General features: G+C 56.9%; 14 protein-coding genes, 1 tRNA gene and 1 pseudogene. 3 read left to right on the forward strand and 13 right to left on the reverse strand.

The genetic code is table 11. The features are described from left to right. The first annotated feature begins 230 nt into the window (after nt 1–230). Nucleotides 231–860, forward strand: a complete 630-nt coding sequence (locus AB1576_00005; GenBank protein MEW6080181.1) for a carbon-nitrogen hydrolase family protein — start codon at nt 231–233, stop codon at nt 858–860. Between the two features lie 98 nt (nt 861–958). Here AB1576_00005 and AB1576_00010 read toward each other — a convergent pair whose 3' ends face one another. Beyond that, entirely contained in the window at nt 959–2,338 is a 1,380-nt protein-coding gene (locus tag AB1576_00010; protein ID MEW6080182.1) for an amidohydrolase family protein, read from the reverse strand. 435 nt (nt 2,339–2,773) lie between these two features. Here AB1576_00010 and AB1576_00015 point away from each other — a divergent pair, with 435 nt between their 5' ends. Next, nucleotides 2,774–3,631, forward strand: coding sequence for a carbon-nitrogen hydrolase (locus AB1576_00015; protein MEW6080183.1), 858 nt, complete (start codon nt 2,774–2,776; stop codon nt 3,629–3,631). A gap of 236 nt (nt 3,632–3,867) precedes the next feature. Here the strand turns inward: AB1576_00015 and AB1576_00020 are convergent, their stop codons facing one another. From AB1576_00020 to AB1576_00030, 3 genes are all read right to left on the reverse strand, one after another. After that, the gene (locus AB1576_00020; protein MEW6080184.1) at nt 3,868–4,041 is read right to left on the reverse strand and encodes an ATP-binding protein; all 174 of its coding nucleotides are present in this window, start codon (nt 4,039–4,041) and stop codon (nt 3,868–3,870) included. 162 nt (nt 4,042–4,203) lie between these two features. Further along, nucleotides 4,204–4,434 (reverse strand): hypothetical protein, encoded by a 231-nt coding sequence (locus AB1576_00025; GenBank protein ID MEW6080185.1) that lies wholly within the window; start codon nt 4,432–4,434, stop codon nt 4,204–4,206. A 197-nt stretch (nt 4,435–4,631) separates the two neighbouring features. Continuing rightward, nucleotides 4,632–6,002, reverse strand: a complete 1,371-nt coding sequence (locus AB1576_00030; GenBank protein ID MEW6080186.1) for a pyridoxal phosphate-dependent aminotransferase — start codon at nt 6,000–6,002, stop codon at nt 4,632–4,634. A gap of 248 nt (nt 6,003–6,250) precedes the next feature. Here AB1576_00030 and AB1576_00035 point away from each other — a divergent pair, with 248 nt between their 5' ends. After that, nucleotides 6,251–7,021, forward strand: a complete 771-nt coding sequence (locus tag AB1576_00035; GenBank protein MEW6080187.1) for a Gmad2 immunoglobulin-like domain-containing protein — start codon at nt 6,251–6,253, stop codon at nt 7,019–7,021. A 142-nt stretch (nt 7,022–7,163) separates the two neighbouring features. Here the strand turns inward: AB1576_00035 and AB1576_00040 are convergent, their stop codons facing one another. The 9 genes and pseudogenes from AB1576_00040 to AB1576_00080 all read right to left on the reverse strand — a co-directional run bounded on the left by AB1576_00040 (nt 7,164) and on the right by AB1576_00080 (nt 13,490). Then, nucleotides 7,164–8,363: a M20 family metallopeptidase gene (locus AB1576_00040; protein MEW6080188.1), complete on the reverse strand. Its 1,200-nt coding sequence runs from the start codon at nt 8,361–8,363 to the stop codon at nt 7,164–7,166. Between the two features lie 111 nt (nt 8,364–8,474). After that, nucleotides 8,475–9,143, reverse strand: a complete 669-nt coding sequence (locus tag AB1576_00045; protein ID MEW6080189.1) for an AbgT family transporter — start codon at nt 9,141–9,143, stop codon at nt 8,475–8,477. A gap of 89 nt (nt 9,144–9,232) precedes the next feature. Further along, nucleotides 9,233–9,571, reverse strand: coding sequence for a type II toxin-antitoxin system RelE/ParE family toxin (locus AB1576_00050; protein ID MEW6080190.1), 339 nt, complete (start codon nt 9,569–9,571; stop codon nt 9,233–9,235). A gap of 3 nt (nt 9,572–9,574) precedes the next feature. After that, entirely contained in the window at nt 9,575–9,874 is a 300-nt protein-coding gene (locus AB1576_00055; GenBank protein MEW6080191.1) for a type II toxin-antitoxin system RelB/DinJ family antitoxin, read from the reverse strand. Between the two features lie 473 nt (nt 9,875–10,347). Beyond that, a pseudogene (locus AB1576_00060) lies at nt 10,348–10,533 on the reverse strand (arsenical-resistance protein). Nucleotides 10,534–10,643: 110 nt separating this feature from the next. Beyond that, nucleotides 10,644–10,719 (reverse strand) — tRNA-Ala (locus AB1576_00065). A 115-nt stretch (nt 10,720–10,834) separates the two neighbouring features. Then, nucleotides 10,835–11,578 carry an SIMPL domain-containing protein gene (locus AB1576_00070; protein MEW6080192.1) on the reverse strand — a complete coding sequence of 248 codons (744 nt, stop codon included), beginning with the start codon at nt 11,576–11,578 and terminating at the stop codon, nt 10,835–10,837. A 29-nt stretch (nt 11,579–11,607) separates the two neighbouring features. After that, on the reverse strand, nt 11,608–12,636 hold the full coding sequence (locus tag AB1576_00075) for a hypothetical protein (GenBank protein ID MEW6080193.1): 1,029 nt from the start codon (nt 12,634–12,636) through the stop codon (nt 11,608–11,610). 29 nt (nt 12,637–12,665) lie between these two features. Continuing rightward, nucleotides 12,666–13,490, reverse strand: a complete 825-nt coding sequence (locus tag AB1576_00080) for a cell wall hydrolase (protein MEW6080194.1) — start codon at nt 13,488–13,490, stop codon at nt 12,666–12,668. Nucleotide 13,491: the final 1 nt, after the last annotated feature.

Genomic DNA, 13,491 nt, shown 5'->3' on the forward strand with positions numbered 1-13,491 from the left:
CTGCGGAGCGAGACGCTCCGCGGTCGGCGTCCCTCCGAGGGAGGTCGGGGCAGGGGAATACCCCTATCCTCGGCGGCACCGCTGCCAGAGGCACACGGCCCGCCGCGAGATGGTCTGGCTCCGGCACCGGGGTGCGATCCCCCGGCGCAAATTGTCGGGAGCGCTGTTCGCCCGGCGTCTTAGCAGTTGATAAAACGCTATGCTTTTTGGAACGGTACGAACTTGGCATGATGCGGGAACGTGCAGAACCCATCCCTGGCCCCTCTACAGAGTATCTCAAGGAGCTGTGTGCACGCACGGGCGTTACAGTCATCGCTGGAACAGCGGAGGTTGCTGGCGAGCACTTGTATAATACCGCCGTCATGGTAGGCCCCTCAGGGTTTCTGGGCAAGTATCGCAAGACTCATCTCTGGCCACCGGAGCCGGCGGTTTTCCGGGCTGGTACTGAGCTCCCAGTATTCTCCACATCACTTTGTACCATTGGAATCGGCATCTGCTATGACATGGAGTTCCCCGAGACCGCTAGAGCGCTCGCCCTCAAGGGTGCCGACGTCATATTCTACCCTTCTGCCGATATGAGCCCGTATGAGGATAAACACGACCTGTACACTAGGGCAAGGGCCCAGGAAAACGGGGTTTACGTCGTAAACGCGAACCCCGTGGGACACGCGGGGGAAAACACCTTCTTCGGCGGTAGTCAAATTGTGGCGCCTTCCGGGGAAGTGCTGGGAAGAGCAGGTCCCTCCAAGGCATTCCTCATCGTCGACATAGACCTCTCGCGGGTGGCAGAAGAACGGGAGGCCATGGGATATCTAGGCAACAGGCGCCCCCTATCGCTCTACTTTGGCAATGGCGGTTAGGAAGCATCCCACCCCGGGACAATACCGGCCATGCCATAATAAAGCAGGGCTGGAGTTTTGGCCTGCCTCATGCTCGCCCGTAGAGATCTGCTTTGTCTCTAGCCTTCCCAGACCTCGCTCGTCACCCTTATGCCGCGCCCGGGAGCCCTGCCTTCCAGGGGGTGGCCGTCCATTACCACCGGTTTGCCATTGACCACCACGTGGCTGATACCCTCTGGAGGCGCGTCAGGCTTCCCCGAAACAGGGTACTCGGCCAGATCCCTTACACTCTTAGGGTCGAATACTACAATATCTGCGTCACAGCCCACAGCCAAACGCCCCTTATGTTTCAGCCCCAGGCGATCGGCGGGCATGATGGTGATCTTTCGAAGCGCATCCAGCAGGGACAGGAGGCCGGTTTCCCTAACATAGTTGCCCAGGAGCCTGGGATAGGTCCCGGCATCCTGGGGATGTCCCGTGCCAGGACTGGGATTTCCCACAGCCCCATCTGTTGACACCATCATGTAGGGCCTCACCAAGGCCTCTCCTATCTCAGACTCCTTCCCTACAAAGGCGATGACAGCTATGTCCGGAGTCTGCCGCCTCAACCTGTCGAACATCTCTCCAGTGAAACGCTGTCCCGAATGCGGGCCGGTTGCGACTACCATGTCCTCATGGCGACACCCGTACTTCCCTGGCCAGTCGTCGAAGACCGCTGACCCGACAAACGTGGCAAAAGCAGAGTAGACCCCAGAATCGGCTGTCAGATCCAAGTGCCGGTTGTGGGCGTCATCCAGGATGCTAAGGGCAGCGGTCATCTGTCCCATGCCTACCATGTAGGCAACATGGCTAACCTGGACGGGCACACCGGTTTCCTCACAGATTCTGACCGCTTCAGCGAATCCTTCGACACCACGCCAGGAATCGTACCGGGTATGAATGGCCACTGGCTTGCCATAGAGCGCGCACACCCGAGCCAGCTCCAATACCTCTTCCTGAGAGGCCCCAGGAGAGTACTCCAGTCCCAAGGAGAGTCCCACTGCTCCCTCTTCCAGGGCTTTGTGGAGCATGCCCTTCATAGCTTCAATCTGTTCCCTGGTGGCTGGCTGGTACCTGTCGGTAGCGCCGGCCGCCTCTCTCATGCTGAAGGAATGCCCAATGAAGGTGGCCGAGTTCAAAGGTAGTTCATTGACTTCCACGCTGTCAAGGAATGCCCCTATTGCCAGGGGGCTAAGACCACAGTTACCTCCCACGGTCGTTGTGACTCCCTGCCGCACCATGCATTGCGCCGGGTAAAGGTTGCCGTCTACATGAGCGTGAATGTCTATGAAGCCCGGGCAGACTACATTCCCCCTGGCGTCAATGGTAGTTCGTCCTTGAATTGACTCCCTGGTGATGCGCTTGATCTTCCCATCCGAGACTGCTACGTTTCCCCAGGTGTCCAGGTTTCTGTCAGGATCCATCAACCGGCCGTTCTGGATCACTAGATCATAGATCATGAGTCATCTTCTCCCCTTCCAAGTGGTGCTGCCGTAACGCAAGACAACACGCCCGTTGTTGTCTTTGAAGCCCGCCTGTGAGGTTCCCCAGTCATGGCGCTTTCACCTCCCTCCGGGTTAAGGAGTGGGGCACCCAAAAGCCATAAGGAATGCCAATTGGGAACACCTGCCGGAAAGGCTGGCTCCGGGGTTCCTGGGAGAATGGGGGTCCGCTGGGGCTTGGGATCAGGCTGAGCGCCCGGCCCAAGGAGGTGTAGCCTGGAACAAGTCGAAAGAACAGTGATAGATCGACGTGGACGGCGAGGCAGGCCTCATAACCTGCCATTCAAAGGGTCAGTTAAACGTGAGAACCTTTGGGGATAGAGTCAGGTAGTACGGGAGTGCTTGGCACTGGCTTTTCGGCCAGTCCTGGAACCTAATCAAGGGGGAGCTAGAATGAGTTCGGTAAAGATAGGACTAATCCAGATGTCTTGCGGCACAGATCGTCAAGCCAATCTCGCAAAAGCGCTGGCGATGTCATCTGAGGCGGTGAAGAAGGGTTCACAAATTGTCTGCCTTCAAGAGCTCTTCACTAGCAGGTATTTCCCACAAACGGTGGACGTGAGGAACTACAGCTTGGCTGAACCGGTTCCCGGGCCAACCCTCGCGGCTTGTTCCAAGTTCGCCCGGCAGCATGGCATTTGCATGATCGTTCCCGTCTATGAAGAGGCCATGCCCGGCGTCTACTTCAACACTGCGGTTCTCCTCGGCACTGACGGCGAATTCGCCGGTAAGATGAGAAAGATCCATATCCCCGAGGGCCCGCAGTACCTCGAGAAGTACTACTTCACCCCCGGCGACCTGGGTTTCCCGGTTTTCGACACGCCCCACTGCTGCGTGGGAATAGGGATCTGCTGGGATGAGTGGTTCCCCGAAACCGCCCGCATACTAGGATTGAAGGGTGCGGCAATAGTATTCTTTCCCTCCGCCATCGGATCTGAGCCGGACCGCCCAGGTTACAGTTCCCAAGAAGCATGGGAGACAGCCATTAGGGCGCAGGGCATAATGAATGGCCTTTTCGTTGCCACGGTCAACCGGGTAGGCGTAGAGGACGAAATGAGCTTCTACGGGGGGAGTTTCATTGCGGACCCCCTAGGTATGGTAATTGCCAAAGGAGGGTCCGGGGACGAAATAGTGACGGGGGACATTGACCTGGAGAGGATTACTGAGGCGCGTAATCTCCTGCAGTTTCACAGGGATAGGCGGCCTGAGGTCTACCAGGAAATCCTCAGAATCGTCAAGAGCGGGCAGTAATCCGGGAAGAACGTCGATACCTACTACGACCACACTGCCGGTCACCTGAGCGAGTTTCTCGTTGTGCCCTTTCATCCGGTTTCTCGCCTCCTGGGTGTTTATCTGGTGTATCTTGCTAACACCATCTTCCCAGGAGGCTCTTTTGTCATCAAAGACCATTCACAAACCTAACAGGAATGCTTACTCTAACCAGGGATACCTGGAATCCGAAGACCGCTCCCCCCTCCGGCCGGTTCTCATTGAAGACTGTGCCACCATGCTGCTCTTACTATTTCCCGGGCAATTGCTATGCCCGGACCGCTTCCCCGGGACCCCGGGGTGCCAGGACCCCGGACCTGGTGATACCTCTCCCATATGTCTTCCCGGTGTTCTTCAGGCACCCCCGGCCCAGAATCCTCCACCTGGAACACCCCACGGAGCGCAATTCCCGTGCCTTCACCGTCACCACCCCACCAGTTGGGGACACCCGGATGGCGTTTTTAAGAAGGTTCCTGAGGGCCTTTGTATCGAGCCGTGTTCACCGGCAGCAATGAGTCGCCCCTCCCTACCGGGTTCCCATCAGCCACGTGCAATTAGTCAACTACGCCGTCCCCCTCGGCCCGGATCTCCAGGCCGGTTAGGCGCTCCGCTGCATCCTCCACCCTCACCATCCGTTCCTTGGCCCGAAGCTGGGGGGTTCGACTAGCATGGGCAAGTCGGGTTTTCCACGTACAGCAGGGGGCTTCCAGGTGAGGCGGGAGCGTCTTCATCACTTCGACGCTCCTGGCCTCTAGTGCGCAGAGGGCGCTCATCTTGTCCCTCAACCTCAGGTTGGCGCTCTCCAACTCCCGCCAGGCTGGAATCCCGCAGGGTCATGAGGAGGATGCCGGGCTTTTCGGGGCAGAGAATCAAGGGACACCCCCCAGTACCGCTTGCAGGGGGGCGCCCCCACAGAGATGATCAGGCAACATCACACTACCGGCCCGCGGGAAAGAGCCGGAACCGGGGCCGGCTCACCACCTCAACAGCAGATATGGCCACTCCTCTGCCTGATCTGCCCTATTATCCTGTGGCCCCGGGCCGAGCCCGCCTTCTCGAAGAACCGGATGACAGCCTCGCGGTACCGGCCCTCCTGCGCCTCGGCTATGGCCTTGGGCAAGGCCTCCCGGAATACCTCAAAGCACGTGATGTCGCGGTGGGAGTAGTTCAACCTTATGTAGTCCCCAGCCTTCACGTTTCCAAGCCCATCGCCGGGGATCACCGCTATCCTATGGCTCAGCAGCCCAATGGTTACTTCTTGTGCCGTCACCCCGGCACCGCTCACATCAATGACCGTGCAGAACCCGAAATCAGGCTCCACAGGGAACTCCACGCCTTCTATCCCCTGGATGGTCTCTTTGAGGTGGTTCCAGTTGCGCCGGATTGTCTCGGTTGAGCGGCGCAGGTACTCCTTGTCCCGCATTGCCTCCAGGGCAGCGTACTGCCCAGGATAATTGATGTGGATCTTCGTGATCTCCATCTTTGTCAGGAAGGCCCCGCGGATGAGTTCAGGGTGCCCAGCCATGAAGCCCACCCTCAAAGCAGGCATGCCGTAGCCTTTCGAGGTCCCTGAGACAGATATTACGTGGTCCATGCTGTTGTCCGCATCGTGCAGGGACGGAAGTGGAATATGGGTGGCATTGGGGTTTGTCTGGTGGGTGTTATGGGTTATGTTGTTAAAGATCAGTATGTTGCGTTCCCTCGCGATGCTGGCGATCTCCAAGAGCTCCTCCCGGGTCTGCACAGTGCCAAAGGGGTTCACCGGGTCACACAACACAATCATCTTCGTCCGGGGAGTGATGGCTTCCAGCACTTCCACTGGCTTAAGCCTGTAGCCATTACCCTCGTTAAGTTCAATGGGTATAACCCGGGCCCCGCACAGCTCAGCTCCAGGAACGAAGTGGAAGTATCCCGGGTCTGTGCAGATCACCTCATCGCCTGGGTCCAGGAAGGTAAGGTATGTGTAGCCGATGCCCCCCTGGGCCCCTTCCACCCCCAAGATCTCGAAGTCAGGACCCAGTCGCCTTCCGAACTTATGGGCGGCCACAAGGCTCTTCAACTCCGGTAGGCAGTCTGGAGGATACACAGCCACGTTCTCGAAGGTGCTGGTCTCACGAAGGGCCCTGAGGGAGGATTCTGATGGCCCGACGTTGTTGGCCATGTACCCCATGTCATAGTAGCCCTCGCCTGTTACCCCATAGATCCCACCAGGCGCGACATCGTCCCAGTTGAGACCCAGAATGTCAATGGCAGTCTTAAAGGTGAAATAGTTGCCCATTCCCTGAGGGTGAGTCAACAGGGCCCGGGTCTTCTTGGATAGGTACCTCTCCTGCAGAGCGCTGATGCCTGCCATAACTACCCCCTCCTTCTTGGCTGAAGCACAACGGCCCGCCGGGTCCTGAGGACCTCCCTGGTTGGCAGTCGATGAAGTCTTCTATGCATAGCGGTAGAAACCCTTCTCTCCCTGGAGGGACATGGAGGCTGCGTCAGTTCAGGGGCAGATGATTACGCAGTCCCCGTGTCGAATAGGCTAGGAAGGAGTATGGTATGACTCCCGGGACGGCTCGGCTGGCATACAGCATGCAAAGGGGGAGCTAGAGGGTGAAGTTGAGAATGACCCTTCTTGTGGTCTTCGTGGTAGCGGCAATTCTGGCAGGATGTTCAATGCAGAGGGCTCAGCCCCAGGAGCCAGACCTTGAAGACGGCCCGCATACGGTGGTTCTCCAGGCAGCTCCCCAGGAAATCCAGGAGTGGGTGGCAAACTCCCTGCGCCTGTTTGCAGGACAAGCCCGTGACCATGGAGACCGTACGTATCTTCTGCTGACCCTGGGGGAGAAGCCCACCGGAGGCTACGAAGCCCGGATATCTTCTTTATCCGTATCCGGCGGCGACTTGGTGGCCCTGTGCCGTTTCAAAGAGCCCTCCCCCGGAGAAACCGTCTCACAGGCCAAGACATACCCCTTTGACCTGGTGACCGTGCCCCGGCTGGAGGTCCCAGTAGAGTTCCGAGCAGAGGGAGACTCCCCACCGCACATCATGAGAGTACTTGGCTCTGATGTGGAACCCATCGTTGCCGAGAGTACCTGGATTAAGGTTTTCGAACCCCGCCCAGGCCAAGTTGTAGCGGGCTCATTCAGCCTTCGTGGGCTGTGCAGTGCCTTTGAGGGTACCGTCAACTACAGGCTCATGAGGAACTCAAGTATTCTTCACGAGGGCTTTGCCACGGGGGCCATGGGCGACTGGGGCTACTTCGAGGCAGTGATACCCCTGGACACTGCAGAAAACGGGCCCGCTGTGCTTGAGGTCTTCACGTACAGCGCCAAGGACGGTTCCGTGCAGGACCTTATTTCCATCGACGTTACCGTGGAATAGCGGGGGCATCCTGACGCCCCTAGCACCGGTGGACCCAACCGGTAACGTCTCAGTCTCACGCGAGAGAGCCACAGCCACCAGGCAGCGGACACTCACGGGACCCCCCACCAGCGAGGAGCGGCTGCCGGCAACTCCGCCTTCTTCAGGTGCAAAGGCTTATGGCTGTGGCTATGTAGACCTTGCAGCTCTGTACTATACTGTCCACAGGGCAGTACTCCACCTCCGAGTGGGCACAGGCCAGGTCGCCCGGGCCGAACACCACGGTCTCAATTTCCCCAACGGAACTTAGGATGCCTGCATCGGTCCAAGCGGGGAAACGGCTGATCTCGCACCCTCCCAGTACAAAACGGCATGCATCCTTCATGGCAGCTACCAGCAGCGAAGAATCGGGGGTGCACAACGGGGGATGGCCGATCTCATTAGCCTCCATATCCCTCATGTTGTTCACCGAGGCCTTGAATTCGGGGTCCTTGGCAGCGATCCCATTGAGCAAACCCTCTATCTCGTCCATCACCGACCTAGTGGATTCCCCGGGGATCCACCGCCTGTCCATTTGCAGCAGGCAATCCCCAGCGACGGTGCTGGGCTGGGTGCCACCCTTTATGAACCCAAGGTTGCAGGTGGCGGGTCCTGTGATGGGATTAAGCCTAGTACGCAGGTCAGGGAGCAGTTTTTCGTTGATAGCGATGATGACCTTGGACATCTTGGTTATGGCGTTTATGCCCCGCTCGGGAGTGCCCCCGTGGGCATACTTGCCATGCACCTTTACCTCAAGCCACTCAAGCCCCCTGTGGCCCGTGTGGATCTCATTCCCGGTAGGTTCACCCACGATGGCATAGCGGGCCCTGGGCCCGTTCTTCACCAAGTGCCTTGTGCCCTCGCTCCACCATTCCTCATCAATGACACCGGTGAAGAGGACCCGTCCCGTCAGCCTGGCACCAGAGCGCCTTAGGCATACCATGGCCATGATCATCGCCGCCACGGCGCCTTTCATGTCCACGGCGCCCCTCCCATAGATGTTGCCATCCTTGCTAAAACCCTCGAAGGGGTCTATTGTCATGTTCTCGACCCCAACGGTGTCCAGGTGACCGTTGAGCATCAGGGTGGAACCTCCAGTGTTGTCCCCCAAGGCAGCTATAACATTACCCCTGCAGCCGAGCACGTCAACCTTCTCAGCGCTAACGCCGTTACTTTTCAGGTAGTCCCTGGCGAATTCCGCCACGTCCTTCTCGGGGTCCTCCAAGCCGTGGTAGCTCGGTATGGATATCAGTTTCTGCGAGAGCCACATGAGTTCACCCTCATCCAAGCAGGCTAGGGCACGGGCCACATGGTCTCTGTCCATTCCCCTCTCCCCTTTTCGCCAAGACCTTCCCTGGCCCTGTGGCGCACCCTCCACCTATAGGATCCTGGCCTGGGCGCCAGCGAGAGGCGATCCGGCCAGGACCCCTGTGTCTTAGAAGGGGCCAAACCCTATGGAGACCGCGATTACCATGAACACAATGTTAACGATGTACCACAGGCCGAAGAGCGGCAGGATCCACCGGAACCACCGGTCCCAGGGTACACCTGCCACCGCCAGGGCACCCATGAAGTAACCAGATGTGGGCCAGAGGATGTTGGAGAAGCCGTCCCCGATCTGGTAGGCTAGGACCGCTGTCTGGCGAGTCAAGCCGATGAGGTCGCTCAAGGGTGCCAGTATGGGCATGGTCACTGCGGCTTGGCCACTGCCGGAGGGTATGATGAAGTTGATGGCCGACTGGACGAGCATCATCCCAACCGCGGAGAGGTGCAGGGGCATGTTCTGGAGCGGGATGGACAGCGCCCGTATTATGGTGTCAAGGATGCGCCCGTCCGTGAGGACTACCAGTATGCCCCGGGCGAAGGCAACGATGATTGCAGCGTACACCATCTCCCGGGCACCCTCAACGAACTTCTCGAACACCTGGTTGATCCCAAGACCGCCCAGCATTCCCCCGATAATGGCCATGGCAAGGAACAAGGCCACCAATTCGTTTATCCACCACCCGAGCTTGGCCATTCCAATGGGCAACATGATAAAGGTAACGGCAAGAGTGAGAAGGGCCAGCTTGTGCCTGGTGGTGAACTCACCGGAGTCTTCCACGCGGAGGGTTTTCGCTTGCGATCAATGTCATAGACGGGGCTCAATTCCGGTTTCCGCTTAATAATTATGCTTTCATAATATGCGGTATTTTACTCCATATCCATCTGCGAAAGCTGACTTAGTTGGTCACGTTTAGCATAAATAACGGCAGTAACTTGTACCCTGCGATTTTCTTCGTCAATCCAAAAGTAAATGAGAAAGTTTTTTTCAGGCATTTTGCGGATACCGTAGTTATGCCACGGTTCTTCTTCAATTAGCGCAACCCGATGCGGAAGCTGCGAAAGCGATAAAATCGAGCGTTCTATATCGTCGAGTAAGCGCAGGGCGGCTTTCGGAGCTTTTAACTCTGAGGCAATGTATTTTATGATTTCTTGCAGCTGTCCCTCTGCCTGTGCAGTGATTTTAACCAGATACGTTCTATCTGCCATAAATTACAATCCCCGTCTTAAATCTGCAAGCACCTCAGAAGCGGGACGGGAACGATCAGATTTTGCTTCATTCAAACCGTTTTGCATGATTGCGTCAAATGCGGTGGCGTCCATTTCATCCAGCGCCTTCGGAACAGCAGGAAGCGACAGGGGAAACGGAATGCTCTTGGTCATAACAATTTGCTTATAGAGCATATTGATTACGACGGAAGCCGGAACTCCCAGCTTTGACATGATGGCTTCCGCTTTTTCTTTTATTTCAGGTTCAACGCGAGCGAGGACATTTGCCGTTTTAATAGCCATAATAGTCCCACCTTTCCTTTTTCTTTATTATATTCTATTGTATAACGATTAGCAATACATTATCCAAGTTAATTTCAGCGTTTCAGTGGTTCGTACAAATATTTCTTTCATGTCCCCACCACCACTACTGTTATTCCGCCATGCCCAGAAAGACATCCCGCTCCAGCAGGCGGTCCCATTCCGTCCAGCCGTCCGCCTTCGCCCCCCTGCCCGCCACCTGCGCGAACTGATTCAGCCTCGCCGGCACAAGTCGGCATGGAACAGGGCGAACGCGGCAAATGTCCGTGGTATTTCCGGTGACCCCCAATCTTTTTGCCCATGATGAGAAAGGATCATATGCGCCAGTTCACATCCAAAGAAGACACAAACTCCAGATAGCGACGGTTGGAAGATTTCAGTTTCTTGATTACCGGGCAGTACCGGTTCGCCAGGATGTCCAATACCTGATGCAGGTCTTCCACTCAAATTAGGATTTATCCATGTTGCTTTTCCTCCATAAACCAATGACTGGTTATATTGGCTATTCGCACCAGCGTCAACATAACAGGCACTTCAACAAGCACTCCTACGATGGTCGCCAGCGCCACATGCGATGTCGCATCAAACAGTGAAATGGCGACCGCTAAGGCCAACTCAAAGAAGTTGGACGCAACAATCATAATATAAGCCATTTCGCACTTACGCGAAAATGGCTTGAATACTGCATTTTAGACGCAAAACAAAACCACCCACCGCTAAAATTCTCTGTATCAATAGATGGTAGATTATTTGGTGGAGCCGAGGGGGATCGAACCCCTGGCCTCATGAATGCCATTCATGCGCTCTCCCAGCTGAGCTACGGCCCCACCTAAACCCTATCTCGCTTCTCACAGCACTTCCGATTATAGCTCACTTGGCCATCAAAGTCAATCGAGGCCCGAGCGCTGGCGAGCGCTGGTAGTCAAAGTCAAGACAGCCTCTTTACTCTGTAAACCGGTAGACCACCACAACTATACTGGTGAATTCCATATCCCCCGGTATGATGGTTGTATCCATAGCGACAGATATCCTCTCCGTTCTCATGATCCCATATCCACTACCTTCCTCAGTGACGGAGACGATCTCGCCTATCTTAACGCCGGCAGCCCCAGCCATGACATCTGCCTTACGCCTGGCATCCTTAATGGCCACCTTCATAGCTTCATCGCGGGCCCCATCAGCGTCTTTCTTGTCAAAACTGATACCTTCAACCCTATTGGCACCAGCCGCGGTCGCCGTATCAACCAGCAAACCCACCGTGTCCAAGTTGGTCGTGCGCACCATCAGCATGTTACTCACCCTGTAGCCAGCCGTGCCAATACTGGGCTTTTCATCGACGAGAGTTCGCGGGGGCTCTTGATAGACAGGCCAGACCGAGAAGTTGCCCGTAGCTATATCCCCGTCTTTGACTCCAGCTTTTTTAAGGGCATCGATAACCTTATTCAGAGCCGTTGCGTTGGCCTCCATCGCGTCTTCGGCCTTGGCAGCCTCCGTCTCCACTCCCAGCCTGATTATGGCCGTATCAGGCCTGGCATCAACGGTCCCAACGCCTCTTACCGTCACTACATACTCCATGGGCCCTTCAGTAGCATCCGCAGGATTGACCGGAGGATTTGCCCCAGCAAGAACCAGAACCGCGACTCCCAGGGCAACCAGGAGCACCGTAAGGTACTTCCCCTTTAGCACTTTGACTACCCCCTTAGCACCTTTGCCCATTATGACGAAGGGGTATCGCCAAAGTTCCTTGGCCTAACGTAGATGGGGTTGGAGAACACCCATGGCTTCAGCCTATACCGGTGCCAGGTAGACACCTCAACCCTGTAGGCGCCGGCCTCACCCGCATTGAAGGTCAGGCTGCGCCCCCAGGCGGTCGCAATGGGCAAACCATCCCTCAGAAGCCTTATTCTCCCCCACGCCGGAACTGTAACCTCGAACCGGGCTGGTGCCGTTGTCACAGACCCCATGGGGTCTCCGGACGCGGTGGAGAAGCGAAAGCCCTGTGAATCCCTGAGGTAGTCATTGGCCACATAGCACCGTCCTTGCTCAAGTGCCTCGTAGATCATCCCCGCGTCCCTCTGGACATCCCCAGTGAACCCCGAGGGCAGCAACACGTGGGTCCTCACCGACCTGAAGCAGTAGCGAAAGGGATGGGCCTCCACATCCTTTCCCCTGATCCTCTTGACCCACCTGTGAGCGTCCATGGTGCCGATGCCCACCACCCTTCGCTCCCTGTTCAGCAGGTCCCACTGCTGAATGGTCTTGGGATTCGGCATGTCAACCGCCAGGAACGGAAACACGCGGAACAGCAGGAACTTGAAGTGTGTCAACCGCACGCCCCAGTCTGTGGTGAAGTTGAAGATGGACATCCCGTTGAAGCCCTTCACGGACCAGTCGCGCCACGGGCTCTCACTGGCACCAAAGGCCAAGTTGCCCTGAAAATGGGGGTGTTCTATGAAGCCAAGCCCCCCCTGCCTCTTTACCTCGTCAATCACCTCTTGTGGGCCAAGAGATGACGCGATGGGCTCACGCACGCGAAGGGCCAGGTAGTGATCTCCCCTCCTAGGAGACACCTCCTCACCCACAAGAAGAAGGTAATGGCCCCTCCAACCTTCTTGATCCTTCATCTCCATGGTGTCATGGTCTGTCACTATGACAAAGACAGCCCGGCCCCACAGGGCCGAGCTATCAATGTGCTCAAGGGTTGCTGAACTATCCCCTGAGTGAACCGTATGGACATGTATCACGCCAGCCGCGTCTGCCCAGTCCCTCACGGCTAGTCGCAGAAACGGTGGTCTCCGATGACCTTTAGCACGTTCCGGGTAAACACGAATTTGGCACGGGCCATGACCGGGTTGTAGAAGTACAGCGCGCCTCCTGTGGGATCCTCACCCGCCAGTGCCCTCTTGGCGGCCTCGACCGCACCCTCCTTGACAGGCAGGTTTATGCGATTGTCGGCAACGACACTGAACTGCCCCGGCTGGTAAATCACGTCATTGATGGTATCAGGAAAGTCAGGGCTAAGCATCCTGTTGATCACCACGGCACCCACAGCCACCATGCCCTCGAAGGGCTGGTTTCCTGCCTCCGAGCTGATACAGCGTACAAGGAGGTCAAACTCCTCAGGTGTATACGAAACGATTGGTTCACCAGGGTAGGGCTTGACCCCAGCCTCCACCTCTTCGGCCATTAGCTCTACTGTACGTAGTTCTTCGTTCCACGCCACCTTCATCTTGAGCGCCTCGGCGATGAACCTGAGGGGAACCAGTACCCGCCCATCCAGCGCCACGGGAGCCGCGTCCATCTCCACCGTCTCGCCCCGGATAGTCGCCTTCTTATCTCCCACCTTCATCTGTATCACGGTCCCGCCGCAAAACACCCTCAAGAAACCGCTCACCGGATCGAAGGAGCTGGAACCGTCTAGGTAGTAACTCAGAGCGTCCACAGGTACCAGGACCCGGCCTTCCTCCACCAAAACCGCACTACTGAAGAGCAACGGCTCGCCGTTCAGCGTTACGTCTACTCCTGCCAGCACCGGGGCACTCACCACCAGCACCAAAAGGGTGATGAGCACCGCAAACCTGGCTTTTCTTCTCGACATG

This window comes from Bacillota bacterium (genome assembly GCA_040754315.1).
Lineage (GTDB): Bacteria > Bacillota > Sulfobacillia > DUSP01 > JBFMCS01 > JBFMCS01.

Excerpts from the sequence above, each read along its gene's own strand:
- AB1576_00055 (MEW6080191.1), bottom strand. The coding sequence starts at position 9,874 with ATGGCTATTAAAACGGCAAATGTCCTCGCTCGCGTTGAACCTGAAATA.
- AB1576_00040 (MEW6080188.1), bottom strand. The coding sequence starts at position 8,363 with ATGGACAGAGACCATGTGGCCCGTGCCCTAGCCTGCTTGGATGAGGGT.
- AB1576_00030 (MEW6080186.1), bottom strand. The coding sequence starts at position 6,002 with ATGGCAGGCATCAGCGCTCTGCAGGAGAGGTACCTATCCAAGAAGACC.
- AB1576_00015 (MEW6080183.1), top strand. The coding sequence starts at position 2,774 with ATGAGTTCGGTAAAGATAGGACTAATCCAGATGTCTTGCGGCACAGAT.
- AB1576_00080 (MEW6080194.1), bottom strand. The coding sequence starts at position 13,490 with ATGTCGAGAAGAAAAGCCAGGTTTGCGGTGCTCATCACCCTTTTGGTG.
- AB1576_00010 (MEW6080182.1), bottom strand. The coding sequence starts at position 2,338 with ATGATCTATGATCTAGTGATCCAGAACGGCCGGTTGATGGATCCTGAC.
- AB1576_00005 (MEW6080181.1), top strand. The coding sequence starts at position 231 with ATGCGGGAACGTGCAGAACCCATCCCTGGCCCCTCTACAGAGTATCTC.
- AB1576_00050 (MEW6080190.1), bottom strand. The coding sequence starts at position 9,571 with ATGGCAGATAGAACGTATCTGGTTAAAATCACTGCACAGGCAGAGGGA.